At 61.5% G+C, this 26,157-nt stretch carries 25 protein-coding genes and 1 pseudogene; 11 read left to right on the top strand and 15 right to left on the bottom strand.

Annotation, left to right across the window (positions count from 1 at the left end; all coding sequences use genetic code 11):
* Positions 1 to 61: 61 nt before the first annotated feature.
* Positions 62 to 1,318 (bottom strand): gephyrin-like molybdotransferase Glp, encoded by a 1,257-nt coding sequence (glp, locus tag LB533_RS19090; protein WP_140641865.1) that lies wholly within the window; start codon positions 1,316 to 1,318, stop codon positions 62 to 64.
* 150 nt (positions 1,319 to 1,468) lie between these two features.
* Here glp and LB533_RS19085 point away from each other — a divergent pair, with 150 nt between their 5' ends.
* Positions 1,469 to 2,353, top strand: coding sequence for a formate dehydrogenase accessory sulfurtransferase FdhD (locus LB533_RS19085; protein ID WP_411908904.1), 885 nt, complete (start codon positions 1,469 to 1,471; stop codon positions 2,351 to 2,353).
* The gene (gene mobA, locus LB533_RS19080) at positions 2,343 to 2,975 is read left to right on the top strand and encodes a molybdenum cofactor guanylyltransferase MobA (RefSeq protein ID WP_181169444.1); all 633 of its coding nucleotides are present in this window, start codon (positions 2,343 to 2,345) and stop codon (positions 2,973 to 2,975) included. Before LB533_RS19085 ends, mobA begins: the two co-directional genes overlap by 11 nt.
* Here mobA and LB533_RS19075 read toward each other — a convergent pair.
* The 5 genes from LB533_RS19075 to LB533_RS19055 are packed head-to-tail and all read right to left on the bottom strand — an operon-like array spanning position 2,972 to position 8,373.
* Complete coding sequence (locus LB533_RS19075; protein ID WP_140641862.1) at positions 2,972 to 4,921, bottom strand: molybdopterin biosynthesis protein; 1,950 nt, start codon at positions 4,919 to 4,921, stop codon at positions 2,972 to 2,974. The two genes, mobA and LB533_RS19075, sit on opposite strands and share 4 nt — an antisense overlap.
* A gap of 14 nt (positions 4,922 to 4,935) precedes the next feature.
* Entirely contained in the window at positions 4,936 to 6,129 is a 1,194-nt protein-coding gene (locus tag LB533_RS19070) for a molybdopterin-binding protein (protein ID WP_318011251.1), read from the bottom strand.
* Entirely contained in the window at positions 6,107 to 6,934 is an 828-nt protein-coding gene (locus LB533_RS19065) for an extracellular solute-binding protein (RefSeq protein WP_224677921.1), read from the bottom strand. Before LB533_RS19065 ends, LB533_RS19070 begins: the two co-directional genes overlap by 23 nt.
* Before the next feature lie 21 nt (positions 6,935 to 6,955).
* On the bottom strand, positions 6,956 to 7,678 hold the full coding sequence (locus LB533_RS19060) for an ATP-binding cassette domain-containing protein (protein ID WP_224677920.1): 723 nt from the start codon (positions 7,676 to 7,678) through the stop codon (positions 6,956 to 6,958).
* Positions 7,679 to 7,680: 2 nt separating this feature from the next.
* A complete protein-coding gene (locus LB533_RS19055) occupies positions 7,681 to 8,373 on the bottom strand; it encodes an ABC transporter permease (RefSeq protein ID WP_224677919.1) in 693 nt (230 codons plus the stop codon).
* Positions 8,374 to 8,468: 95 nt separating this feature from the next.
* Between LB533_RS19055 and LB533_RS19050 the strand changes: the two genes are divergently transcribed.
* The gene (locus LB533_RS19050; RefSeq protein WP_224678036.1) at positions 8,469 to 9,344 is read left to right on the top strand and encodes a helix-turn-helix transcriptional regulator; all 876 of its coding nucleotides are present in this window, start codon (positions 8,469 to 8,471) and stop codon (positions 9,342 to 9,344) included.
* A 27-nt stretch (positions 9,345 to 9,371) separates the two neighbouring features.
* Here the strand turns inward: LB533_RS19050 and LB533_RS19045 are convergent, their stop codons facing one another.
* The gene (locus tag LB533_RS19045) at positions 9,372 to 9,578 is read right to left on the bottom strand and encodes a DUF6494 family protein (RefSeq protein WP_140499366.1); all 207 of its coding nucleotides are present in this window, start codon (positions 9,576 to 9,578) and stop codon (positions 9,372 to 9,374) included.
* Positions 9,579 to 10,007: 429 nt separating this feature from the next.
* A complete protein-coding gene (locus LB533_RS19040) occupies positions 10,008 to 10,451 on the bottom strand; it encodes a TOBE domain-containing protein (RefSeq protein WP_318012445.1) in 444 nt (147 codons plus the stop codon).
* Positions 10,452 to 11,231: 780 nt separating this feature from the next.
* Between LB533_RS19040 and LB533_RS19030 the strand changes: the two genes are divergently transcribed.
* Positions 11,232 to 12,842, top strand: a complete 1,611-nt coding sequence (locus LB533_RS19030) for an alpha/beta hydrolase (RefSeq protein WP_224557477.1) — start codon at positions 11,232 to 11,234, stop codon at positions 12,840 to 12,842.
* An 8-nt stretch (positions 12,843 to 12,850) separates the two neighbouring features.
* Here the strand turns inward: LB533_RS19030 and LB533_RS19025 are convergent, their stop codons facing one another.
* Both LB533_RS19025 and LB533_RS19020 read right to left on the bottom strand, forming a co-directional pair.
* Positions 12,851 to 12,976: a hypothetical protein gene (locus LB533_RS19025; RefSeq protein ID WP_411908903.1), complete on the bottom strand. Its 126-nt coding sequence runs from the start codon at positions 12,974 to 12,976 to the stop codon at positions 12,851 to 12,853.
* Between the two features lie 255 nt (positions 12,977 to 13,231).
* Positions 13,232 to 13,519 (bottom strand): annotated as a pseudogene (locus LB533_RS19020) (PDZ domain-containing protein); the annotation flags it as partial.
* A 230-nt stretch (positions 13,520 to 13,749) separates the two neighbouring features.
* On the opposite strand from LB533_RS19020, the gene LB533_RS30035 reads away from it, so the two are divergent.
* From LB533_RS30035 to LB533_RS18995, 5 genes are all read left to right on the top strand, one after another.
* Positions 13,750 to 14,172 (top strand): BA14K family protein, encoded by a 423-nt coding sequence (locus LB533_RS30035; protein WP_140641846.1) that lies wholly within the window; start codon positions 13,750 to 13,752, stop codon positions 14,170 to 14,172.
* A gap of 127 nt (positions 14,173 to 14,299) precedes the next feature.
* Positions 14,300 to 14,722, top strand: a complete 423-nt coding sequence (locus tag LB533_RS19010; RefSeq protein WP_224557475.1) for a hypothetical protein — start codon at positions 14,300 to 14,302, stop codon at positions 14,720 to 14,722.
* A 702-nt stretch (positions 14,723 to 15,424) separates the two neighbouring features.
* Positions 15,425 to 15,970 carry an HdeD family acid-resistance protein gene (locus LB533_RS19005; protein ID WP_181169442.1) on the top strand — a complete coding sequence of 182 codons (546 nt, stop codon included), beginning with the start codon at positions 15,425 to 15,427 and terminating at the stop codon, positions 15,968 to 15,970.
* Positions 15,971 to 16,386: 416 nt separating this feature from the next.
* Positions 16,387 to 16,908, top strand: a complete 522-nt coding sequence (locus tag LB533_RS19000) for a DUF1269 domain-containing protein (RefSeq protein ID WP_140641841.1) — start codon at positions 16,387 to 16,389, stop codon at positions 16,906 to 16,908.
* 44 nt (positions 16,909 to 16,952) lie between these two features.
* Complete coding sequence (locus LB533_RS18995; protein ID WP_140641839.1) at positions 16,953 to 17,327, top strand: hypothetical protein; 375 nt, start codon at positions 16,953 to 16,955, stop codon at positions 17,325 to 17,327.
* Positions 17,328 to 17,358: 31 nt separating this feature from the next.
* On the opposite strand, the gene LB533_RS18990 is transcribed toward LB533_RS18995, so the two are convergent.
* The 4 genes from LB533_RS18990 to LB533_RS18980 form a co-directional block, all read right to left on the bottom strand.
* Positions 17,359 to 18,387 carry an AI-2E family transporter gene (locus tag LB533_RS18990; RefSeq protein ID WP_140642098.1) on the bottom strand — a complete coding sequence of 343 codons (1,029 nt, stop codon included), beginning with the start codon at positions 18,385 to 18,387 and terminating at the stop codon, positions 17,359 to 17,361.
* 141 nt (positions 18,388 to 18,528) lie between these two features.
* Entirely contained in the window at positions 18,529 to 18,786 is a 258-nt protein-coding gene (locus LB533_RS30175) for a YMGG-like glycine zipper-containing protein (protein ID WP_348640292.1), read from the bottom strand.
* A gap of 256 nt (positions 18,787 to 19,042) precedes the next feature.
* Positions 19,043 to 20,287: an arginine deiminase gene (arcA, locus tag LB533_RS18985; RefSeq protein ID WP_140641837.1), complete on the bottom strand. Its 1,245-nt coding sequence runs from the start codon at positions 20,285 to 20,287 to the stop codon at positions 19,043 to 19,045.
* 18 nt (positions 20,288 to 20,305) lie between these two features.
* A complete protein-coding gene (locus LB533_RS18980; RefSeq protein ID WP_140641835.1) occupies positions 20,306 to 21,739 on the bottom strand; it encodes a basic amino acid/polyamine antiporter in 1,434 nt (477 codons plus the stop codon).
* A gap of 266 nt (positions 21,740 to 22,005) precedes the next feature.
* On the opposite strand from LB533_RS18980, the gene LB533_RS18975 reads away from it, so the two are divergent.
* Positions 22,006 to 23,436 (top strand): basic amino acid/polyamine antiporter, encoded by a 1,431-nt coding sequence (locus tag LB533_RS18975; protein ID WP_140642096.1) that lies wholly within the window; start codon positions 22,006 to 22,008, stop codon positions 23,434 to 23,436.
* Here the strand turns inward: LB533_RS18975 and LB533_RS18970 are convergent.
* Positions 23,433 to 24,488, bottom strand: a complete 1,056-nt coding sequence (locus LB533_RS18970; protein WP_224677918.1) for a helix-turn-helix domain-containing protein — start codon at positions 24,486 to 24,488, stop codon at positions 23,433 to 23,435. The genes LB533_RS18975 and LB533_RS18970 overlap by 4 nt on opposite strands.
* A 467-nt stretch (positions 24,489 to 24,955) precedes the next feature.
* Here LB533_RS18970 and LB533_RS18965 point away from each other — a divergent pair, with 467 nt between their 5' ends.
* Positions 24,956 to 26,149 carry a succinylglutamate desuccinylase/aspartoacylase family protein gene (locus LB533_RS18965; protein ID WP_140641831.1) on the top strand — a complete coding sequence of 398 codons (1,194 nt, stop codon included), beginning with the start codon at positions 24,956 to 24,958 and terminating at the stop codon, positions 26,147 to 26,149.
* Positions 26,150 to 26,157 lie beyond the last annotated feature (8 nt).

The raw sequence follows: 26,157 nt of genomic DNA, 5'->3' as shown, positions 1-26,157 counted from the left end.
CTGACCCCGTCAATCGAGCCCGGGTTGCGGCTCTCGTTTCGAGGACGTGATCCGACGGCTCTCACATAAGACTGGAATAGGGGAGGAACTGGACCGTGTGACCTGGGTCGACACGGACTATCTCCTCTCCCAACTCGACGAGACCATCGGTCGCGACCAGGGATGACAACAGTCCTGCGCCTTCCCTGGGAAACTTCGTCGCTTCGTAGCATCCATCCGCGGCCGCGCGTACGCTTGCTCGCACATACTCGCGCCGTCCCTGCTTTTTGCTATAGGAAAAGGCGGCCCGCATAGCGATCGGGGTCGGCGGTTGCTGGAGGGCTCCCGCAAGGGCGAGGATTGCCGGGCGGGCAATATGCGCGAAGGTGACGAAGCTCGCCACCGGATTGCCAGGAAGTCCGATCAGCGGGGTTCCATCGATCACCCCCATGGCGACCGGCCGGCCCGGCTTGATCGCGACGCGCCAGAACACCAGGGTTCCGGCACTCTCGACGGCGGCCTTCACGCAATCTGCCTCGCCTGTCGACACACCGCCCGAAGTCAGGATCAGGTCATGGCTCAATGCCGCTTCGCTCAGCTTTTCAGCGATCAGGCTACTGTTATCCACGAGGATACCGAGATCGGTGATGTCGCAGCAGAGTCGAGCGAGCATCGCCGTCAGCATGAAACGGTTGGAGTCGAAAAGCTGCGCCGGTCCACGCATGTCTCCCGGCGCGACGATTTCGTCCCCGGTCGAGAACACTGCGACGCGTATCTTGCGCCTGACCTGAAGTTCGGTGAACCCCAATGCGGCGGCGAGCGCGATATCTTGCGGCCGCATCCGGTGGCCCGCCGGGAGGACGGCCTCGCCCAATGCGACATCTTCACCCGCAGGGCGTACATTGGCACCCTTTTGCAGGCCGGGCGGGAGAAGGATCCTGCCGGAGCCGTCGATGCTCACGTCTTCCTGCATGAACACCGTGTCGACCCCGTCGGGCATTGGAGCACCAGTGAAGATGCGTACCGTCTGGCCCGGCGGCACAGGTTCATTCGCCGCCATGCCGGCCTGAACCCTCCCGGCAACGGCGAACGCCGTCTCGACAGTCTGCGGCAGGTCTACCCCTCGCACGGCGTAGCCGTCGACCGCGGAATTGGTGAAGGGCGGCAGCGGCAGCGATGCTACCATCTTTTTTGCCAGGACGCGCCCATCCGCCAGCAAGAGCGGGACCCTCTCGACCTCCTGTACGGCGCTGAGTTTCGAGGCGATCAGCGCGGCAGTCTCGTCGATGGGCCGCATCTGTCCGCCGAAAGCGAAGCAGTCATCCGAAATTTGCGCCATTCATATTCCCACTCTACGAGCGTGTCGGCTTCTTCGTAATCGCATCAATCCGGCTTTTTTTAATCAGCTTCGGTTGAACAGCCTGTAAGATACGGCAAGCTAGCGCAGGCGCGAGCCAGAATACGACGTCAGGAGACTGCCATGCATTTGATGCTACGCCAACCGGAACACGCCATCATCACACCCGATCCGCAAGACCAACGGCTGACGGAGCTGGTTGCGGGCATCGACCATACAGGCGCGACGGTAGAGGTCCGCGTTCCGATCGAACGTGCCCTGACGCTCTATCTCAACGCTCAGGAGATCGTCACGATGATGACGGTCAACGACTACCCTGAATATCTTGCGCTCGGCTATCTGCTGAACCAGAACATGCTTCTGCCCACCGATGTGGTGACGGACGTCGAGTATGACGAGGACCTCCAGGTCGTGGTCGTTCGCACCGAGCGCAACACCGACTACGAGCAGAAGCTCAGAAAGCGAACGCAGACCTCGGGTTGCGCCCAAGGCACCGCCTTCGGCGACGTGCTGGAGGCGATCGAGGACATCACGCTCCCGCCCGCTGAGCTTCGCACCTCCTGGCTCTACGAGCTGACGCACAAAATCAACACCACGCCGTCGCTCTATCTGGAAGCAGGCGCCATCCATGGCTGCGTCCTTTGCAGGGAGGGCACGCCAATCTGCTATATGGAAGACGTCGGCCGCCATAACGCTGTCGACAAGATCGCCGGCTGGATGTACCGCCACGCCATCGATCCGGGGGACAAGATCATCTACACGACCGGGAGGCTGACCTCAGAGATGACGATCAAGACGGTTCGGATGGGCATTCCCATCCTGGTTTCGCGCTCCGGCTTCACCGCCTGGGGCGTGGCGCTGGCCCGCCAAGTGGGGCTGACGCTGGTCGGCCGGGCGCGCGGCAAGCGCTTCACCGCACTTTCGGGCCAGGAGCGGATCGTCTTCGACCAGGATATCGCTTCGGTCGATGAGGAAGCGCCGCGCAACCGCCGCAAGGGTGCCGAGCATGACGACTGAGCGGCCCATGACGCTGGGCGTCGTGCTCGCCGGCGGTCTGGGTCGGCGCATGGGCGGCGGGGACAAGCCGACGCGCGTGATCGGCGGACGCACGATGCTCGAGCATGTCATCGAACGGCTAGGACCGCAATGCGACGGGCTCGTTCTTAATGCCAATGGCGACCCCGTTCGCTTCGCCCGTTTTGGCCTGCCCGTCGTCGCCGACACGATCGAGGGTTATCCGGGGCCGCTCGCCGGCATGCTCGCCGCGCTCGATTGGACGGCGGACAACAGGCCCGACGTCGAGTGGGTGGTCAGCGCCGCCGGTGATTGTCCTTTCCTGCCGCGCGACCTCGTTGCACGCCTCCAGCGGGCGCGCATGACCGAGGGGGCGGATTTGGCGGTGGCGTCATCCGGCGGTCAGGCGCATCCGGTCATCGGGCTCTGGAAAGTCGCCCTGCGGGACGAATTGCGCCATGCGTTGACCAACGAGGGCCTGCGCAAGATCGACCGGTGGACCACCCGCTACGGCCTTGCCACCGTATCCTGGCCGGCAGAGCCGGTGGACCCGTTCTTCAACGCCAACACGGTCGACGACCTCGCCGAAGCCGAGCGGCTGGCCGCGTTGCTCGCCGCTAGCTAACCCGGCCGGCTGAACCCCGCGCGCTCCAGCGCCGAATGCACCTCGTCGGCCTGGAGGACTTCGAGGAACGCGTGCACCGCGGGCCGATCCTTTCGCGCGCAAACCAGCGCGAAGTCGTAGTGCTCTTCGGTCAACGGGATAAGACCGAGCCCGGCCGCACGCGCGACCGGCGCGATGGTGACGCCCCAGTCGGCGCGCTTCTGCGCTACCGCCGCGGCCACGGCATTGTGTGTGCGCGGCTGGTTCCAGTAGCCGTCCGGGCGTTCCGCGCCGAGCAGTTGGTCGATCAGGATACGCGTTCCCGAGCCTTGGTTGCGGTTGACCATCATGCAATCGGGATCGGCGAGCGCGGCACGGACCGCGTCCTCCGCGCCGAGGCCCTCGAAGCGCCCGTCCCCTCGGCGGAACACCAAACCTTGCATGCGCCGCCAGCCTGGCACCAGTTCGAGTCCGTCACCGAGGAAGGGCGCGTTGTAGTTCCGCGTCTTCGGGTCGAAGAGATGAATGGGAGCGAGATCGCACTCGCCGCGCTTGGCCGCCGCAAGACCGCCCAGGCTTCCCACAGAAAGCGAGCGCACCGAAATCCCCCGACGCGAAAGTTCGCCAACGACCAGATCGAGGCCGACGCAATGACTGCCGATGACAACGAGATCGGGAACGCGGACCCGCGGCGTGAACAGCGTCACCGGCACGTCTACACCGGCAGGCACGTGATCGGCCAGTGCCTCGATGCGGATGAAGCCGTCCGCCTGGGTAAAGGATGTTATCGCTCCCGAGCCCTTACCAGTCGGATAGGCCGTCAATCCTCCCTGCCCTTGCACAAGGGAGACCATCGCGAATTCGGTCCGTCCGAGTTCGGAATGAACCCGCAACGGAAGGCTTGCGGTGACCTGAGCATCGACGCGCGGCGGCAGCCCCGCCATGCGCCGCAGGGCGGGTACCACCATGTCATGGAAGGTGAACATGGCCGAGGTCGGAAATCCCGGCAGGACGATGACCGGCTTGCCCCCGCACACCGCCAGGCAAAGCGGCTTTCCGGGCTTCAGCGCCACGCCGTGGGCGATGATGCCGGGCTTGCCCAGTCGGCCGATAATGCGATGCGTGACATCCCCTGCCCCTTTGGACGTGCCGCCCGACACGATCATTACGTCGTGGGCGGCGAGCGCCTCGCGCATAGCCGTCTCAAGCGTTGCCTCGTCGTCTGGAAAAGCGCCGAGAAAATGCGCTTCGCCGCCATTTTCAGTGACCGCCGCAGCGATGATCGGTCCGTTGGCATCATAAATGCCGGCCGCCCGCAGCGGCTCGCCCGGCTGAACGAGTTCATCGCCAGTGGAGAGCACGGCCACGCGTGGCCTGCGCGCCACGGCCACTTGTGCGATTCCGCACGCGGCGAGCATGCCGATTTCGCGCGAGCCGATTTGCGTTCCGGTGCGCAGCACGACCTCTCCTCGCGCCATGTCAGATCCCGCATTGGAGACAAACTGGCCGGGCGAGATGCCGCGCCCCACCTCGATGGCACTCAACCCCACCGGATGGGTATGCTCCACCATGATGATCGCGTCCGCGCCACGTGGCAGCGGCCCGCCGGTTGCGATGGGCGTGGCGGTTCCGGTCAGAACGGGGAGTTGCGGAACCGTGCCGCAGGCAATCGCTTCCGCATTCAGTTCAAGCCGAACGGGACGGGTTTCAGAAGCAGCAGCCAGGTCGGCCGCACGTACTGCGAAGCCGTCGACATTGGAGCGGTCGAAGGGCGGCACGTCGACCGGCGCCGCCACGTCTTCGGCAAGAACCAGCCCGAGCGCGTCGGCCAGCGTCCGCGTCTCGGTCGGTAACGGGCGGGGAAACAGCGCTGCCTCGAAGCCCGCCAGCGCAGCTTCGCGCGACAATATCGTCAGGAACTGCTCCTGCCCGCTATTCTGCTGGGCCGATGATGGAGAATTCGTCATAGCGGCTCACTCGATCAAAAGTTGCGGAGCGGAAAGGCGGAGATGGGCGTGCCGAAGGCATACCCCTCGCTATCGCCCGGGACCGCAAGCCAGGCGTCGGCAAGCCGCATGGCGTCCAGCGAAAAGTCGCCGACGGCGAGCGGCGTCCACATATCCCGTTCCTTCCCGAGCAGAACGAGCTCGTAGAGTCCGACCGCGGATGAGATTTTCCGCGACAGCGGCAAGATGATGCCGGGCCGTTCAAATCTGCCCGACAGGCGGTCCAGGACTGGCTGGACAAGCGCAAGGAACCCGGCGAAAGCTTGGTGCGGCGATCCGGCCAATGCGACCACCGGTGTTTTGCCGAGCCGGCCTATCGCCGTTGTCCCCCCGGGCCTTAAGGCAATGCCGTGCCCAATCAACACCCCGCGCCGCGCCAGAGCCTCGGCGGTCACGTCGGCGTGGCCGTCGCCAGTACCGCCGATCAGGAGCAGAAAATCGCATGCCTCGCCATCAAGAGCGGCAATGATCGATGCCGCGTCGCGCTCTACGGTATCTATACCGGCAATCGAAACGCCCGAGGCACTCAGGCTCTCGACCACGAGCCGCATGGAGAATGTCTCGTGACTGTCGGCAGCGACATCGATTGCGCGCACGCGCGGGCTCCGTATGGCAAGCTGGCTCAGTCCCACTTTGCGGGCGACCAGCAGGTCGGCGAAGCCGATCGCCTTTCCCTCAAGCATTGGCGGGCGGGCCGCCGCCATATCCTCGCCCGCCCGGCGCACACCCTGACCGGGCACGGCTTCAGCTGCTGCTTGGATCATCGGTCCACTGCAATCGACGAGGCCGGCCTGCAGCACACAGTCGCGATTTTCAGGCATGACCTCACCCGTCTCGACCCAGGTCGGCGCGACCGGCAAAACTAAGGGCGAATAGGCTGATGCCCCCACAAGGTCGAGGGCGCGACACGCCCAGCCGTCGATGGCAGCGATGTCTCGCGCAGGCTGAGCTGGCACGACAGCCGGCATCCCGGCAGCGACATAGCCCAAGGCTTGTTCAAGCGGCACCAAGCGCGGGGTGACGGGCATCACACCATCGAGCAGCGCATCGAGCGCCGCTTCCAGGGGAGTCAGCGGGCCCTTCGAAGAAAACATTCTCGTCATGGCGCGATATTGAAGCAGACGCGAGCCCGTTTGCAACCCAGCTTCAAGAACGCTCGCGCTGCGCATTCGGGAAGAAGAGCTGCTGGCCGTCGATCTTGTATTCTCCGATCGCCTTCTGGCCCTCCGGAGAAACCAGCCAATCGATGAAGCGCTGGCCGGCCTCCACTTTGACGCTTGGATGCTTGCGAGGATTCACCAGCATCACGCCATACTGGTTGAAGAGCCGCTTGTCGCCCTCGAGGGCAATGTCCAACTCGCCACGATTCTTGAACGACAGCCAGGTGCCACGATCGGAAAGCGTATAGGCGTTCATGGCCGCCGCGGCGTTGAGCGCCGCCCCCATGCCCTGCCCGATCTCCTTGTACCACGGGCCCTTGGCTGCCTCGATGTCGATGCCAGCCGTCTTCCACAGACCCAATTCGGCCGAATGGGTGCCGGACCTGTCACCGCGCGACACGAAGGCCGCTTTCTTGGCTTCGATGGCGATCAGCGCGGCTGCGATGTCCTTGGTCCCGCTAACGCCCGCCGGGTCGCTTTTGGGGCCCACGAGGACGAAGTCGTTGTACATCACGTCGAAGCGCTTCACCCCGAAGCCTTCCTCGATGAACTTCTCCTCCTGCGCCTTGGCATGGACGAAGACCACGTCGGCATCGCCGCGCCGACCGGTGTCGAGCGCCTGACCGGTGCCCTGAGCGACAACCTTCACGCTGATGCCGGTTTTCTTCTCGAACAGCGGCAGGATGTAATCAAACAGGCCAGAATCCTGGGTCGAGGTCGTCGACGCCACGACGATCGACTGGTCCTGGGCAGGTGCGCCGCCCGCTAGCATCAGAAGCACCACAAGCGCAGAGAACATTCGGCGGGTCAGCATCTCAATCTCGGTCCAAGTTGATCAAAGCACGAGTTCGCCGCGCACGAAGGCAGCGGCTTGCGGGGTCGCGGGGCGGTCAAGGAAGTCGTCGGCGTCGGCATGCTCGCAAACGCGCCCCCGGAGCAGAAAGACGACGTCTCCCGCGATCCTGCGTACCTGGCCGAGGTGATGCGACGCCATGATGATCTTCGTGCCCGATTGGGCAGCCGTGATGATGATCTGCTCGACAAAACGCGTCGCCGCCGGATCGAGGCTGGCTGTCGGCTCGTCGAGCAGCAGGATTTCGGGCTGGCGCGCCAGGGCCCGGGCGAGGGCCAGCCGCTGCTGCTCGCCACCGGAGAGATGCCGTGCCGGACGTGCCGCGAGATCGAGAAGACCGACGCGCTCGAGCAGTTCCTCCGCGCGCGGGGCCCGGAGCCGGCGCGGACAGCCGGCTTGAGCCAGTGCATAGGCGACATTCGCGGCCGCCGAGCGGCGCAGCATCACCGGCTTCTGGAACAGGATCGCGCGCCGTGTCGGCGGGGAAAGCATTCGTCCCCCCCAAGTCAGGGTTCCAGCAGAAGGAGCAACAAGCCCCATGCAGAGCCGCAGCAGGGAGGTTTTGCCCGACCCGTTCGGGCCGACGACCAGAGTCGGCGCGCGCGGCCCGATCGTCAGGTTCACCCGGTCCAGGATGGTCGTCGCACCGGCGACCAGCGACACGTCATCGAAGACAAGTGGAAGATCGCTCTGAGCAGCCCGCATCCCTAGCCCGCCCGTTGCTCCGACCAAACCCGCACGCCCCAGGCGGTGGCGTTGATCAGCAGGATGAGGAAAATCAGCATCAGGCCGAGTCCCATGGCGAGCGGCAGGTTTCCCTTCGAGGTTTCAAGTGCGATTGCCGTCGTCATGGTGCGGGTGAAGCCATCAATGTTGCCGCCGACGATCATCACGGTGCCGACCTCGGCCGCCGCCCTGCCGAAACCTGCAAGCAGAGCCGTGACGAGGCTGAAGCGGCCGTCCCACAAAAGCGTGGCGACGAGGCCCGTCGGCCCGACCTGCATCGCAGTCAGTTCCTCACGATACTCGCGCCACAGATCCTCGACCGTCTGGCGAGTCAGCGCGGCAATGATGGGCAGCACCAATAGCGCCTGCGCGATGACCATGGCGGCGGGTGTGAACAAGAGGCCGAACTCGCCAAGCGGCCCGGATCGCGATAGCAGCAGGTAGACCGTCAGCCCGACCACCACCGGCGGCAGGCCCATGAAACCGTTCAGCAGCACGACGATCGCCGAACGACCGGGAAAGCGTGCCAGCGCGATAATTGCGCCCAGCGGCAGGCCTGCGACCATGGCGATCGCGACAGCCGAAAGGCTCACGGCGAGCGACAGGCGCACGATGGCAAACAGCGTGGCGTCGCCGCCCGCGATCAGTTGCCATGCACCGAGCCCTTCCGACATTGCTCCTCGCAGTCGTGTCCAGCGTCAATGTCCTGCAACTCCTCCGTCAGAGTCAAATCCTTGAACCTATTCAGGAATATGCATATCAATGCAGGATGGATTTGCTGACGACGTCCGAAGCCGCCGATTATCTGCGCATTGGCGAGCGCAAGCTTTATGACCTAATCGCGGAGGAGCGTATCCCGTGCAGCAAGGTGGCGGGCAAGTGGCTGTTTCCGCGGCATGAACTCGACCGCTGGGTCATGTCGGGGTTGGTCCGGCCCGCAGGAATGACCCAATCCGAGCCGCCGCCGATCGTCGGCGGCAGCCAGGACGACCTGCTCGAATGGGCTTTGCGCCAATCAGGCTCCGGCCTGGCCTTTCTGACGGAAGGCACGGAAGCCGGCGTGACACGCCTGCTGCGCGGCGAGGTGTCTGCCGCCGCGATCCATTTCCACAGCCGCGACCCGGACCCGAATGTCGCCGCAATTGCGACCAGGCCGCGGCTTTACGATGCGGTTCTGGTCGGATTCGCCCGCCGCGAGCAAGGCCTGCTGCTCGCGCCAGGCAATCCAAAATCGCTCAACAACCTGACCGACGTACTTGCGACCGGCGCACGCATCGCGGTTCGTCAACGCGGCGCAGGCGCGGACATGCTGCTCACGCAATTGCTGGCGGACTCCGGCGCGAAACAAGACGACGTCAATCGGTTGGAGCCTCCCTGCCTGACCGGACCCGATCTCGCGGCTGCCGTGCGCATTGGTAGGGCCGATTGCGGAATTGCCACGCGCGCGGCCGCGCGCGCCGCTGGCCTCGATTTCGTTCCATTGGCCTGGGAAAGCTTCGATCTCCTGATGCGGCAGCGGACCTACTTCCAACAACCGATCCAGGCGCTCCTGCGTTTGCTAGGGCAGGAAATCTTCGCCAGCCGCGCCGCCGAGCTTGCCGGATACGATCCATCGCCGGCCGGGCAGATACGGTTCTTCAAATAGCAGCCGACCCCGATCAAGCCGCAGCTCTCATCCCAGATCGATCTCGCCCTCGACGACATGGCGCAGGCCTGCCGGCTCCGAGGTGATGACGGCCCTCACGGTCAGTCGGCCCTGTCCTTTCAGGCCCTTCTCCGCCACGGCTTTCTCGATTGCCTGCTGCGAAGTCACGCCGACCTGCTTGAGGAACTTGCGCATGGAGACGTTGAAGGGATCGGTTTCCATATTCTGGGTCATATGATTGCCTCGAACGGTGTGAGCGATATGGCCGGTCCGGCAAGCTTGGTGCCCGCAACGGCGGCGCTGCGCCAACGGAGCACGGAATGGCCCGGGGTGCAATGAGGACGACGCTCGCGCTATGTCTGACGGCCGTTGGTCCGTTCCTCTGCGGCATAGAAACGCGTGGTGCCGAGCTCCGCGGTCATGGCCGTGACGGCCGATGGGCAAACAGCGATCACCGGGGGTTTCGACGCCAAGGCGATCATCTGGTCGATCAGGACCGGCCTAGAGCGAGGGAGGTGCTGCTTCCACGATAGTCAGTCGGCGACGTCCGCAAGGCCGTTTCGCGGGCACGGCCAGACGGCCGTCTCTGGCGGAAAAACCAGGCAGCAAGTGGCAACTGCCGAAGAGCATGATGGATAGCCGTTTTTCGCCCGTCAGCGCGCCCTAAGCAATCCTGATGCCGCTATGAGCATCGAACAGATGCACCTTGGATATCATGATCTCCAACCCAACCTCTTGATCAAGTTTGAAGGGCGGCTGATCCCGCACCTCGGCCACGAGGTCGACTCCACCTGCACTTAATGTAAGCTCCTGGGCCTCACCGGTCGGCTCGACCACTTGCACCCTCGCCCGAGAGTGGTTGCCGCCAACCGAAATGTGCTGCGGACGAATCCCGTAAACTACCCCATCCCTGTCGCCCATCCGAGCATCCGCCGGCAAGGGTAAGCGCAAGCCCTGATCGGCGACGAATGCGCCGTTGTCGATGCGGCCCTCGATCAGGTTCATTTCCGGCGAGCCGATAAAGCTTGCGACGAACAGATTAGCTGGATTCTCGTAGAGCTCGGAAGGGCTGCCGATCTGTTCGATCCGGCCTTTGTTCAACACCACGATGCGGTCGGCACCCTGGACGTATTCGAGGGACCGATCTCAAATCGGAAGCTGCGCGACATCCTTGGGTTCCGGCAAGAGTATGACTGGCGCACACAGCCTGCGGATTCTTGACTGGTGGCGGAGAAGGCTGCGGTAGATGGGGATGTTCCTGAGGCCAAGGTTGGCGCAGAGACCAGATTTTCCTGAACTCAAGCAGCGCGCCGGGTAAACGTAGCACTCGGTTCACGAATATTGCCGGCGCTGCCGTGCCACACGGCTTCAGGGCCTTTGGCCGGGCTGGTCCAACGTCTGCTCTCTAGCTCACGCAGTTTGAAGCTAAACGGCGGGTTGGAGGCGCAAAGCTGCCATCCGCAGACGATGCGTCGGCGAGTGTCTAGACCATCGCATTGGCGAACCGCTTCGTAGCCTAATGGCGGATAACGACAATGGTAGGCCCGGAGGGCGACGTTTTCTACTGGACGTCAACACGTTAGCGGACGGTCGGCAACCCGTTTCCTTCATATTCTCTGGTATGGTCTGGCGAACCTAAGGACCGGGGCGAGCACTAGTTTTTAATACGCGTGGTATCTCTGTCTTATCGCGCAAAGGGTTCGATGCATGTTGACCCATGGCATGGGCCTGACGGTTTAGGGGGCCAATAGCGGACGGCGACTCCGAAGGTAAAAACCATAGGCCAACTTTATCCTGCGGTCCAAATCGAGGCGTAACACCCAAGTGACAACTACTCGTTTCCTTAGTATCTGGCGATCGCTCTCCGGTGTCGGGATGGCCCTCGGCATGCTGTTCTTCGCGGCCGCCCTGACGCCGACGCTCGTTCCCCGCACCGACCTGACGCAAGGCGTACTGGCGGGCGCGTGCTTCGCCATCGGCTACAGCCTTGGCGTCGCCTTGCGGTGGCTATGGAAATATCTCGAGATTCCGGAACTGCCGCCACGGCCGCGTTTGCTGTCCAAGGCGATCATCCTGGTCCCGTGCCTGGCCCTTGCCCTTGTGGCACTGTGGCGATCCGGCGCGTGGCAGAACTCCATCCGCGCGGTGATGGGCATGCCGGCTGTCGATGGCGCTCATCCCGTCAATGTCTGCGCCCTGGCCATTTGCACCTTCATCGTCGTGCTCGCGCTGGCGCGCCTTGTCGCTTGGCTGGTGCGCGCCATCGCCGGGGCACTGAGACGCTACATACCCCGGCGCCTGGCGAATGTCGCCGGCGCCGCTGTCGCCGTGCTGCTCATCTGGTTGCTGGTGAGCGACGTTGCGATCCGCGCGATCTTCGGCGCGCTCGACTCCTCGTTCGCCAAGTTCGACGCACTCATGGAACCGGAGCGCCAGCAGCCTAGCGAAGCCTCCAGGACCGGAAGCCCCGCCTCGCTGGTCAGGTGGGACGAGCTCGGCCGCGCCGGCCGCGAGTTCATCGCGGACGGTCCCGCCGCCGCCGAGATAGGGACCTTCACCGGCCGGCCGGCGCAACAGCCGGTTCGGGTCTATGTCGGACTGGGAGCGGCAAACAGTGCGCAAGCCCGCGCGAAACTCGCGCTGGAGGAGCTGAAGCGGGCGGGCGGCTTCAGCAAATCCACGCTTGTGGTCATCACGCCGACCGGCACCGGATGGATCGATCCGGCCTCGATGGATGCGCTCGAATATCTATGCCGAGGCGATGTCGCCAGCGTCGCCGCGCAATATTCCTATCTGAGCAGTCCGCTGTCGCTGCTGGCGCAGCCGGAATACGGCGCCGAGACGGCCCGCGCGCTGTTCCTCGAAATCTACGGCTACTGGACGACCCTGCCGAAGCAGTCGCGGCCGAGGCTTTACCTACACGGACTCAGCCTTGGCGCCATGAACTCCGAAAGATCGGCCGGGCTGTTCGAGATATTCAGCGACCCGATCAGCGGCGCACTCTGGAGCGGCCCGCCCTTCGAAAGCCGCATCTGGCGCTCGGTCAGTGATACGCGCAACAATGGCTCGCCGCAGTGGCTGCCAATCTTCCGCGACAGCAGCTTGGTCCGGTTCATGAACCAGAACGGCCCGGCGGTGGCGCCGGACACGCTCTGGGGGCCGCTGAGGATCGTCTACCTGCAATATGCCAGCGACCCGATCGTGTTCTTCGACTATCGCGACGCCTACCGGCAGCCGGATTGGATGAAGGCGCCGCGCGGGCCGGACGTCTCGCCGCAATTGAGCTGGTACCCGGTGGTGACCATGCTGCAGCTCGGTCTCGATATGGCCGTGGCGACAACCACGCCGATCGGCTACGGCCATGTCTACGCGCCGCAGGACTATGTGGAAGCCTGGAGCGCGGTGTTGGGCGTGAAGGACTGGTCGCGACAGGACCTCGCCGCCCTCAAAACCCATCTTGCCACCAAAGTTGCAGCACAGGCCGACAGAGGCGGCTAGCTGAGGCTTCAGGGCACGGCCGAAATCAGCAGGAACATAGCGAATATGCCAAGATGGACCACTCCCTGAAGTCTCGTCGTGCGGCCCGTGCCGAGCGTGAGCGTGCTGACGAACACGGTGAGCAGAAGAATCACCGCGAGCCCCGACATCCGTTTAGGCTCACGATGCAGTCGATTTGCCACTGACGTAAATGGCGGAAACGGCAGCGGGCGTAGGGAGCCCGCTGCCGCCAGGAGCGAGGCACGACGACTGATTGACGTGCGAGGCTCCTTGTTCCCGCAGCGGCTTGGCGACAGACATCGCCGCGGGAAATTGCTGGATGTTCCACGGCTATCGCGGCGGCAGCATTTGGGGCGGGCGCCTCGAAACAGGCTCCAGACCGCCTTCTGTCAGGCCTTGCCCACGGGCAGCGCGACGAACCGGCTCGAGTCGTCGCGGGTGATCTGCATCAGTACGGCCTTGCGGCCGGCCTTGGCTGCATCGGCAATGGCCTTGGAGACGTCATCAGTGGTGTTCACCTTGGCAGAACTGACGGCGGTGATGACATCGCCCGGCTGGATGCCACGATCGGCCGCATCGCTGTTGGGATCCACATCGGTGACGACCAGGCCGTTGCCATCGTCTGACTTAGCGATGGTCAGGCCAAGATCGGCCAATGCGTCGGCCTTGGCAGGCGCCGGCATTCAAGGAACATTGGTGGCGCCCGTCGCGACAGGCGTCCTCGGCGGAAAGACATACTGTTCGACTGGTCTCATTCCTTCCGGAAGCAAGAAATAAACGCTCGATCCACGTTTGGGATTTACAGCATATTCCAAGAAAACGAGGTGCTGGCCTAGAGTTACCTGGATTTGATCTTATCCGCAGCGGCGGGGCGTACGGCGGGAGATGAAGTTTACGGGAGAAGCATATGAAGCGCATCATCGTCGCCGCGATCATCGCAAGCTTGGCAGCCCCCACCTGGGCAATGCCCGTCGGAGCGCTAAGGCCGTCGGTTGCCGATACGGTCACGAACATTGACCTAAGGAGGCCTTCCCGCCATCGACCGGGACATGGAGTACGGCCACCGCACCACAGGCGACCCCATTATCGGCCCTCCCGTCCGCCACGCCATCACCGGCATTCGAGGAACAATAATGGCGCCGTCGCCGCGGGCCTCATTGGCGGAATGCTGCTCGGCGGAATGGCGGTTTCGGCTGCCCGCCAGCACAATCACAGCGCTTGGAATAACCATGTGAACTGGTGCTCACAGCGCTACCGCTCTTTTCGGGTCTCGGACAACAGCTGGCAGCCGTATAATGGTCCACGCCGACAGTGCATATCGCCCTTCTAAGCGTCCTCTGGACTCCTTGGTCTGACGAGCCCACGGGATTTGCTGCAACGGCTGAATTCAAGCTTGCACGAGAGTGCAGGCCGCCCTGGCAGAGGCCGGCAAAGCCACTGGCGTGAGCTAGCCGGAAATGTCCCGCCCCTTCGAAGCGCATTTCCCGAAGGCGCTTGCCGATCAGTTGATACAGCTTCTCTGTTTGATCCACGCCGATGCACCAGTTGGGAGGACTATTGTGCAAAAAAATCTATCGGTCGCGGCAATTGGCGCGGTGATGATTGTGAGCTTCACTTATTCCGCGTTCGCCACGTCGATCGGGGTAGGCAATCCCTATCCCGTCAGCAACTACAAGTGCGAGGACGGCACGCGTCTGGCAGTGCGTCTTCTGGGGGATCGCGCTTCTGTATCCGTCAACGACGCGGCCGAGGTCGACCTGCCCTCCAAAGGACCGGAAGGAACGACGTACTCGAACGGTCAGTGGACGCTGACCATCGTACAGGGACGCCTGTCGTGGGGCGTTGGTCGAGCTGTGCCGTCTTTATGCGTCGGCGGATGAGCGTCTCACCTCCGGAAAACTGACGAAGATTATTCAGTTCGGTCGCGCACTTCATCAGCTTTCGAGATCTCCCACACCCGTCGGCTCCTCGTGCATTTCAGTGTTTCTGAACGCCTGCTGCCTCGGCGCGGCCGGTCACAAGAACAATGCCACCCGCGGCGATCTCTGTCCGTCAAACCAACGGTTAATCGCAAGACATACACCTTCGCAATAAAACCGAAAACAGAGGCGCTCAGCCAAAAGTGCTAAATGCAAAGAATCCAAAAAATAGGCATTGTGTCTCCAAATATCCAAGCCACCATGCAGAATTATTGACAACGTGTTCGCATGCGCGTGATGTCGGCTTAATTCACCAAAGAGGACGAAAGATATGCGGAGATATGCACTAGCTGCCCTGTTAAGTGCCGCACTCGGCTTTGGTATTCCTCTTGCCGCTGTGTCCCCAGCGGGAGCTGTGACCGTAAATATAAATATCGGATCAAACCTTAATAACGGCCGCGCGATTACTTGCGTCCAAGGCCAGCGATTGATTCAGAGCAGAGGCTTCAGGGACGTGCGTCGCGTGGACTGCCGGGGACGCAATTTTGTTTATCACGCGCGTCGTATTGGCGGCAGCACTTTCGAGATAGTCCTGAATGCCCGTACTGGCCGCGTGGTGGATTTCCATCGCATTCGTAGATGACTCCGGGAGGAGGTACGGGAATGGCACAGTTGTCGGAGGCTCAGCAACCGAGACGGTCTGCATGGGCGAACTCGGCGATCGGAATCGTCTTTATTCTCGCCGGCGTCTTCGTGTTGGGCGATCTGGCGCTGGCCACGACCATCAGCGCGCTTGTCCTGGGCATTGCGATCGTATTCGCCGGTTTTGTCGAGATCGTCCTCGCCATCTGGACCGGTGGGTGGCGTGGTTTTCTCTGGCAGACGATGCTCGGCATCCTCTACGTCGTTTTTGGCTGCCTGCTCATCAGCTTGCCGGTGCTGGGATCTATCATCCTCACCTGGGTGCTCGGTGTCGTGCTCGTGATATCCGGGTTCGGAAGAATGTCTTTGAGCCTGCGCTATCTGTCCACCGACCGATGGATGATGCTTGTTTCCGGCCTGTTCGGTCTCGCGGCTGGCTTCTTGATACTCATCGGATGGCCATCGACCGGGGTTTGGGTGATTGGGGCGTTCGTGGGTATCGACCTGGTCCTCCACGGCCTGGGCTGGCTCGTTACAGGCTTGCGGCCAACGGATACGACCCGATGATCCAACCATTTCACCGTGACCGTTACCCACTTGCGGCATTGGCTCCTGTCCTGCCGCGACGGTTCTCAAGAGCGGCAAGCTTTTTGCGTGGGGTTTCATTTTGTCCTGGACCCGTCGCGAACGGCCTATCGATCCGCACGATGCCGCATGACCGGGATCAGCCACCCCTCGAGACCAGCAGCGCGGCCTCTCTGACCACATAGGAGAAGTTCGGGCGGCCCGGACGAGAATTCGTCGCGACGAAGCCGAGCGCAACGGACGAAGCGGCCGACGACCAATGTCGAGACCGCAGGTTTGCCAGTCGGACAGGCAAGCAAAATGAGACGTGCTGCACACTATTCGGATTTCCGGCTCAATCTTTCACCTTCTAGGATGTGTATTACAGCCCTTGAAAAGTCTTAGCCTAGGAGGGCCCCATGTCCGATCTGATCGTCATCGTCTATCCAAACGAGGCCAAGGCTGAAGAGGTACGTCAACGGCTCATAGGACTTCAAAAGGAATACGTTATTAAACTTGGCGACGCGGTTATTGCTACCAAGACCGAGGCGGGCGCGATAAAGCTCAATCAACTTGTGAATATGACGGCGGCAGGCGCCGTATCCGGTAGCTTCTGGGGCTTGCTTATCGGTGTTCTCTTCCTGAATCCGCTGATCGGACTTGCGGTCGGCGCCACCTCCGGAGCCCTTGGCGGCGCTTTGACGGACGTGGGTATCAACGATGCGTTCATGCGCGATCTGTCAGCCAGCATCCAGCCTGGGGACGCTGCCCTATTCGTGCTCGCGCACGAGATGACAGCGGACAAGGTGCTTAAGGAGATCCAGGCCTTTGGCGGTGTGGTGCTTAAGACGTCGCTGGATGAGACGAAGGAGCAGGTTCTGCGCGATGCGCTTCAACGCGCTTCTGCGACGGCCGGCCAAGGCGCGGCCGCGACCGCCTGACCACGGTCGCGGAGCCGGAACTCTGCTGGTCGGCAAGGCGATGGATGGCCGGACAGCAAGTGGGCGATGCAAGCATGTCCGGCCTTGAGACAGCGGCCCTGCTTTTGATTGAAGCTATCTGCGGCGCGGGCGGAGCTTTCGCTACGGCCTGGTTTTGGCGCATGGCTGCACTGGGTCGGAAATCTGTCGCGGCGGCTGGCGTCGTGGGAGGACTGGCCCTGACAGGGCTGGCCGGTCGGATTCCCGCCTTGGCAAACTTCGTCGGCAACGTCGAAAATGCTGTCGATGCCACCGCTCGCGGTGTCGGCACCCTCACGCCCGGCGTGCTGATTGGGGTCGGCATTGCCGGCCTTCTTGGCGGCATCCTGTCGGTCTGTATCATCGGCCTCGTCCGGGGCGCGGGATCCGGTTGTCGCTAGGGGCGCGGCCAATCGAATTTCCCGGCGGCTATCACGCGTTCCGCCGATCGGCGGACCCAAGCAATTGAGCGATCCAAAGGGTCGCCGACGATTGCGAGCAAAAAGTAACCAGCGCGATGGTGATGGGCACACCTATGAACGCGCCGAACACCCCCCAAAGAAACGACCAGAAGAAGACCGAAAACAGCACCACAAAAGGCGACATCGCCAACACGTAGCCGGCAACCCGCGGTTCTATGTAGCTGCCGATGACGAACTGAATGATGTTGAGGCCGGCAAAAATCGAGACGGCGGCCTGTGGCGATCCGAACTGCGCGAGCGCGTAGAGCGTCGGCAAGAATGTCGCGACGAACGGCCCGATAAACGGAATATAGTTCAAGGTGAAGGCGATAACGCCCCACTCGGCGGCAAACCGCAGTCCGAAAGCCGCCGAAAGCGCCCAGACCATCGAACCGGTCGCAAGGCTCATCAATGTCCGAACCAGCATGTAACGTCGCCATTTCGATGCTGTCTGACTGCTGCCATCGATCAGGGCGGCCGCCGCCTGGGCGCTCAGCGCTACACGAGCATTGCGAGCCGCCGCTTCAGCGTCGAGAAGACCCAGAAGCACGTAAACGACGACAACGATCCAGAACGAGATCACGGTATTCAGCCTTGCGGTCACGCCCTGAGCTATCCGCACGAACCAGCCGACATTGAAATGCTCAGCCCAGGCGCCGGCCATCACGACACCGTGCCCTTCCAACCACTCGGCGAGTTGACTGTAGAGTCCTTGAAAGCGGGCGCTGTCGGCGAGGACCGATCGGCCAATGCGGCCAAAACCCCAACTGGCGATCGATGCAAAGGCGAAGAATGCCAGGACGACGACACAGACGACTATCGCCAGTGCGATCAGCTTTGGAAGACGCCGCTGCAGGTTGCGCTGCAATGGCCACACCAGCGCGATGAGGAAAAGAGCGCACACGACTGGCGCAAAAATTGAGGCAGCGGCCTGCAGCGCCCATATGACGGCGATAACCGCCAGAATATACGTAGGCGCAAAGAGCGTGCGCTTTGCCATGGTATAGTCTGTTCCCGGCCGGCTGGATGGCGTTACCCCGAAAATTGGTCCGGAAGCTTGCTCAGCGCCCAGACCAATGTTCATCGATATCGCTCAACCAGCTCGATTCATGCTGAATAAAGCTGATCTTACGCATCGCGCCTAGCAACGTTTTGTGATGGGTCGACCCTGACGATCGCGAACCGTGTGGCCCCAGCGATCACGAACCCAGCATTCGCGATGATGCGCGCGCGGTGCCGTCGCAGCGCCGACCACAGCCCCTGTGCCGCCACCGACCGCCGCGCCTACAAGGGCACCTCGACTGCCGTTTGCAAGGCCGCCGATGACCGCACCCGTTCCGGCTCCTGCCAACGCCGTGCCTGCTGTTCGCTGTTCCGTGGCAGTACAACCCGCAGCCATCAGAGCCAAAGCAGAAACAAATATGATACTTCTCATGGTTTCATCTCCTGGGTACATTTACATCCGCTCGCCAACAACGAATATTCCGTCCAAACAATGCGCCGATTGTTCCTAAAGGACTGGGAGCGACTCCAACACTCTATGAGCAATTCTGGGGCAAATGGTCTTTATGTGCTGGACGCCGTCCGGCAGCGTATGGCCTTCAGACTATTTGTGGGCCGACCGGCCGTCTGTACCGAGCCTGGCCGGATTGCTATCAATAGTCGACCGCATCACGCATGATGGGGCAGGTCATGCAATGGCCCCCGCCTCGGCCGCGGCCGAGCTCCGCGCCTGAGATAGTGATGACTTCTATGCCTTCCTTGCGCAGCAGCGTATTTGTGTACGTGTTGCGATCGTAGGCAAAAACGACACCAGGCGAGGCGCAAACCAGGTTGGCGCCGCTGTCCCACTGGGTGCGCTCGCGCATGTAGTCGTTGCCGCCGGTTTCAACGACGCGCATCTTCTTGAGACCAAGCGAGTCACGCACCGTCTCAATGAAACTGCCTTTGTCCTTGTGGAGTTCGACGCCGCCCTTGCCGTCAGGGCGATAGGAGAATGCGTCAATGCCGTTGACGATGTCCGGATACATCAGCACGCAGTCACGATCGGCAAACGTGAATACCGTGTCGAGATGCATCGCCGCGCGCAGCTTAGGCATTGCGGCGACGATCACACGTTCGGCAGCTCCTTTCTCAAACAGGGCCGCCGCCACTTGGCTGATAGCCTGGCGCGAAGTGCGCTCGCTCATGCCGATAAGCACATTGCCCTTGCCGATAGGCATGACGTCCCCACCCTCGAATGTGGCAAGCCCCCAATCCCTGGTCGGGTCACCCCACCAGACATTGACCTTGCCGGCGAAGTCCGGGTGGAACTTGTATATCGACGTGGTGAGGATGGTCTCCTCGTGGCGCGCGGGCCAATAAAGGGCGTTCAGCGTCACGCCGCCATAGATCCAGCAGGTGGTGTCCCGGGTGTAGAGCGTGTTGGGCAAAGGCGGCAGCAGATATTCGTTGACGCCGGCCGCGTCACGGATCAGCGCCAGTTGTTCGCCGCCAATGCTTTCCGGGAATTCGAAGGTCGACAGCCCGCCGATCAGTGTCTCAGCGAGGTCGCGATTAGAGAGGCCGTCGAGATAGGAGCGGACCTCGTCGATGAGGCCGAGGCCGACCTGGTTCGGCACGATCTGCTGGTCGAGGATCCACTTCTTGGCTTCCGGAATGGCGACCGTCTCGGCGAGCAGATTGTGCATCTCAACCACCTCGACGCCCCTGTCGCGCATCTTGGTCATGAAGTCGAAATGATCGCGCTTGGCATTGTCTACCCAGAGCACGTCGTCGAAGAGGAGTGCGTCACAATTGCTGGGTGTCAGCCGCTGGTGGGCGCGGCCGGGAGCGCACACCATGACCTTGCGCAACTGACCAACTTCTGAATGAACGCCGAATGAAGTATTGTTTGTCATGACCTTCCTTCTTTCTGTTCAAGGTGCGATGGCGCCCGTCAGCAGCCCGTAGGCTCCGATCAGGCCAGCGATGAGCGTGACGGCGAACACGAAGAGTTCGGCGAGCGTGAACAGCTGCAATTTCTGCTCGCGCCGCGCCCAGACGTAGAGGATAGTTCCGGGCGCGAAGAGGACGGCAACAAGCAGCACGTATTTGAGCCCGGCGGCGACGAACATGAAGATCGTGTAAATCGCCGCGATCCAGGCGAAGATTTGGTCGCGGCCGCGCTGATCCGGCGTTTTTTCATAGCCAACGCCGCTACGGGCGAGCAGGACGCCGTAGCCAGCCACGAGCAGGTAGGGCAGCAACGCGGTGACGCTCGTCATGTCGAGCATGAAGTTGAACGCGTCCCGCGACCAGTAGGTGGAGATCACGAAGAGCGACACCACGATGTTGGTGAGCCAGAGTGCGTTGGCGGGAACCTTGTTGCCATTCTGCGCTGCGAAGAGCCTTGGCATGTCCTCCGACTTCGCCGCCGCGAACAGCACCTCGGCGCAGATCAGGGACCAGGCGAGATAGGCGCCGAGCACCGAGATCAGAACGCCGATCGAGATGAAGACCGCACCCCAGTGACCGACGACCGCTTCGAGAACGCCGGCCATCGACGGCTGCTGGACACCGGCGACAGCCGATTGCGGCAGAGCCGCGTAGGGCAGCAGCGTGACCGCTACCATCAGGCCTGTGACGCCGACGAAACCGAGAATCGTCGCCGTACCGACGTCGGAACGCACCTTGGCAAAGCGGGAATAAACGCTGGCGCCCTCAATGCCGAGGAAGACGAAGACCGTGATCAGCATTGTGTCGCGCACCTGGGCGATCAGGGACTTTGGCGGCATGTCCAAGCCGCCGAAGAAATTCTCGCGGAACTGCCCGAAATGGAAGAAGAAGATCAGGAGCAGTATGAAGACCAGGATCGGCACGATCTTGGCGATCGTCACGACAGTATTGATGAAGGTCGCCTGCTCGACGCCGCGCAGGATCATGAAGTGGAAAGCCCAGATGCCGATCAACGAGACGATGATGGCGATGGCGCTGCTGCCGTCCCCAAAGATCCCCGGAAAGAACCGCCCCAGCGTCGAGCCGATGAGCACCCAATAGAAGACGTTGCCCAGGCAACTACCCAGCCAGTAGCCGAAGGCGGACAGGAAGCCCATGTAGTTGCCGAAGCCGGCCTTGGCATAGGCGAAGACGCCCGAGTCGATGTCTGGCCTCTTCTCGGCCAACGCCTGGAACACCCGCGCCAGCATGTACATGCCGGTTCCCGCAATTGCCCAGGCGATGATCGCGCCGAACGGACCTGTCGCAGTCGCGAACCGGCCAGGCAGATTGAAGATGCCCGCGCCGACCATCGATCCCACAACCATGCTGGTTAGCGCAAACAGCGAAAGCTTCTGATTTTCGTTTGAAGTCATAAACCGCTCTCCTGGCTGCGCGAACCAGAGTTCGCGATCAGACGCCTCGCCGACACGTCTCGGTCCAGCAAGGTTAGGTCTGATCAGAAGCAGTAAATGCGAATGTCGGCAACCGGTTAAACGAGCCAAGGCAAAGGTTTTGGACGTCAGGTATACTAGTGGGATTTTATGCCAATCACGTGCGCGCCAGATTCGAGCTAGGTTGCAGGCGTAACAAAGAGGCCGCTGGACCGTCGTCCGCCAAAGGAATTGTTGATCCAAATCCAATGAACTCGACCGTTCAGCAAAAATTCTCGATATGGACCCTGACGGCTATGGTCGTCGGTTCGATGGTCGGCGCGGGCATCTTCTCGTTGCCGCAGGCCTTTGGTCGCGAAACCGGTCCGTTCGGGGCCATGATCGCTTGGGCCATCGCCGGCGTCGGAATGCTGATGTTGGCCTTCGTCTTCCAGACTTTGTCAGTTCGCAAGCCGGAGCTCGATGCGGGCGTGTATGCCTATGCCAAGGCCGGCTTTGGCAACTATCTCGGCTTCCTCTCGGCCCTCGGTTACTGGTCTGCCGCCGTTCTCGGCAACGTTTCCTATTTCGTGCTGATAAAGTCGACGCTGGGGCTTTTCTTTCCTGTGTTCGGCGATGGCAATACCATCACGGCGATCGTCATTTCCTCGATGCTTCTGTGGATCGTACATTCGCTGATCCTGCGGGGCGTCAAGGAAGCGGCGGCGATCAACACCATTGTCACTTACGCCAAGATCATTCCGATCTTTCTCTTTATCGTTTTCGTTATCTACGGCTTCAGCGCCGATATCTTCACGGCCAATTTCTGGGGCGGGGAAGAAGTCAGCGTTGGCAGCATCGCGAGCCAGGTTCGCGGGACCATGTTGGTGACCGTATTCGTCTTTGTCGGAATCGAAGGTGCGAGCGTCTATTCGCGTTACGCACGCAACCGCGGGGATGTCGGGGTCGCGACGCTCCTTGGTTTTCTCGGCGTGCTCTGTCTGCTTGTGCTGGTCACCATTCCCTCCTACGGGATCATGCTTCGTCCTGAACTGACAGCGCTGCGCAATCCCTCCATGGCCGGCGTATTGGAAGCGGTGGTCGGGCCATGGGGCGCCAAGTTCGTCAGCTTCGGCCTGCTGATCTCCGTTGCCGGTGCCTATCTGTCCTGGGTGCTGCTGGCAGCTGAAATCCTGTTCACCGCATCACATCACCAGACAATGCCCCGTTTTCTTGCGTATAAAAACAAGCATGGCGTCCCGTCGCGGGCGCTCTGGCTGACCAATACGGTCGTGCAGGTTTTTCTAGTCCTGACGCTCTTTGCTCAACAGGCCTTCAGGCTCGCTCTCGAGCTGACCAGTTCCATGATCCTCATCCCATATCTTCTTGTCGCCGCTTACGGGTTCAAGCTCGCATGGAGCGGTGAGAGCTACGAGAACGATCCCGCAGCTCGGCGTGTCGATTTCGCAAGGGCAGCGACAGCATTGATCTATACGGCCGGTCTCATCTACGCCGCCAGCGCCAAGCACCTGCTGCTCTCGGCCGTCATCTACGGACCGGGCACGATCCTCTTCGTCATGGCTCGGAAGGAGCGGGGGCAGAGGGTGTTTACTCCCGCGGAGATGGGGATGTTCGTCGTCGCCGCACTTGGCGCGGTCGCGGCAATCTACGGCATCCTTGCCGGCGCCATCGCAGTCTAGGGCCCAAAGCTGTTTCGCAGCAGAAGGCCACTCAGCGTGTTCGCCCTGCTGTCAGGCTGACTGATCTGCTGCGAGCTCGTGGCCTGGGCGCCTTGCCAGCCTTCCACGCGTGCCTCCTTTGGCGTAATGCCGAATTCCTTCCTGAACATCCGGCTATACGCCGATGGATCCGTGAAGCCCCAATCCCCGGCAATGGCGGAGATCGGGCGCCCATCCAAGCTGTCGGAAAGTATATCACGTGTCTTGAGCAGGCGTTTGTGGCGAATATAATTCGAAACACCTCCAGCCGGTTCGAATATCCGGTAGAGGCGAGAGCGGGACACACCGAGTTCGCGGCAAAGCCTTTCGGATGCCAAGGACTGGTCATTCAAACTTTGTGCGATGATTTTAGCAGCGCGCTCGGCGATCACGGCGTCGATCACACGCTTCGCCTCGGTGATGCGGTCATGCGATGGTGACACGCAAGCAGCCAGCAGATTGGTGGTGGCAGTGGCAATGTGCGATACATCCACGGCCCTCAGATCGGAAAAAGAACGGTGCAGCAGAAGCATATAGTCTGCCAGGAGTCTTTTCGACTCCTCACGTATTTCAATCCTGGACGATTGGATGAAAGGCAGGTCGCGTGGCAGGAAAACGGCAAGGAGGGCGTCGTTCTCCATCACGCATTCGTAGGGCTCTGCAAAAGATTGCAGGGTCGTTCTCACGACCTGCCAACTTCCAGGAAGCCTGCCCTTGGACAAGGGCAGGCTCAAATACCAATTATCCACCGAAGGGTTTTTCAAATGCCGCCAGCGACAGCGGTAGCCACTGCCAGGCAATTCGAGGAACATGACAGCCAACGTTCCCAGATCCCACACTGTTTCATGCGCTGGAAACGAATGGCTCTGTTCTTGCATAAGTTCAGTGTCGGCAACGCCTTGATACCAGGTTCGAAACAGGTCGAATTGCTTAGCAGGTGGTGCCGTGGAGGTATCGATGTCGACGGCGCATTGCAGGGACTTCTCGGCACCTGCTCCTCCAGATAGCCCGGCGGCATGAACTATAGCATCCATAGCAACTATCCGTCTTTGTTGGTGCAACACGGGTTATTGCAAGCACATTAGTTCATTCTAATATATACAATTCCGGCAAGCAATGTTGAAGGTGGATATAATACCCTGTCTACTACCAGCATAGAAGCATGTTAATCAATCGTTAACATGTCATCTGGCCCATTTGAGGTATCGCTAGGAATTCGCGAACGGGGCTTAATTGTACCCGACGAAGTTGTGGAGGTGACTGCGTCATATCCGAGGCTTCTCACACCGGTTGTGGTGGCTCTCAACCCAGTATGCAAAGCATCCCAATCTTAGACCACCAGTCCATTTTTCTTGTTGGAGGCTGTACTCCCTGAAATGTCTTGTGGGACTAATGCCCGGATACCACGCGCACAACGGGAATCGGTAAGGACGATCTAGCCGCCGTCACAGGCGTCACCGCGAGATCTGCAGCATGATCCTCATCGGCAGGGACCACAGCCATGGCGCATGAAACCAGCGAGGGCCTCGGACGTCGCGACTTCATGATCGCGTCAGTCGCCACGATCGGCGCTGCCGCTGCGCTCATCGCCGGGCCGGCGCAGGCACAAACTGGCTCGGCAGCTGCAAGCGCGTCTCCCGCAGGGACGTCGGGGACCGTCTATACCGGCGATGTCATCGACGAAAAGAAGGTCATCAGTTCGCTTGACATCTCGGATCTGGAACCAGGCAAGCACAGCTTTTATTTCCAGGGCGTACAGATGCCGACGGGCCAGCACTGGTACGTCTCGGTGATGGTCGCCAAGGGGGCAGCCCCGGGCAAACGGCTGGGGCTGACGAGCGGGGTGCATGGCGACGAAATGAGCCCCATTCACACGGTGCAATCCGTAATGCGTGAGCTCGATCCGGCCGCGATGTCCGGATCCGTGATGGCGGTATTCGACATTTCACGCCCCGCAATGGAGGGCATGGAACGGCGATGGCCGAATTCTGGGCGCGGGATCGACCTGATCGACATCAATCGGTTGTTCCCTGGCAATGAGGGCGCTCCCGACGCGCCGACGCGCCACGCCGGCCTGATATTCAACCGGCTTCTGCGGTCAAACCTCGACTATGCAATCGATTTTCATACAGCCGCCACAGGTATGGACGCGACTGCGTTTCACCTTGCGCGCATGGATATCCCCGAAGTGCGCGCGATGGCGGAACTCTATCCGGTCGATCAGATTTTCGACAACTTTGGCGAGCCGGGCCTTCTTGCCAATGCCCTCATCGATGCCGGCATTCCAGCCTTCACGCCCGAGATCGGCAAGCCGCGGATCTTCGATCACGACATGATCGCCCTGTTCGTCGAAGGAACGATGAACGTCATCAAGCACCACGGAATAATTTCAGGCCCTATCGGCAGAACCAGCAAGGATTCGAGCGTTTTCGTCGCGGACGGCATGTTTCCCGTCACCGCGACGCATGGCGGTTTCGTCGAATTGTTGGTCGAACTCAATGAGACCGTTCGGCCCGGACAGAAAGTTGCAGTCCAGAGGAACACCTTCGGCGAAATCGTCGCGGAATATTCCGTGCCTCTCGGCGGCGAAGTCGGCGCCAGGCGGACCGATGCAACAGCCGAGTCGGGGACTCCGATCGTATTCCTCATCTTTGACAGCGCCAATCCTGTCGGCGGCGATGTGCTGGTCGAATAACGGGACCT

The organism is Mesorhizobium sp. BR1-1-13 (assembly GCF_020165515.1).
GTDB lineage: Bacteria > Pseudomonadota > Alphaproteobacteria > Rhizobiales > Rhizobiaceae > Mesorhizobium.
The sequence above is the reverse complement of the archived record's forward strand: the minus strand, read 5'-3'. Positions and strand labels throughout refer to the sequence as shown.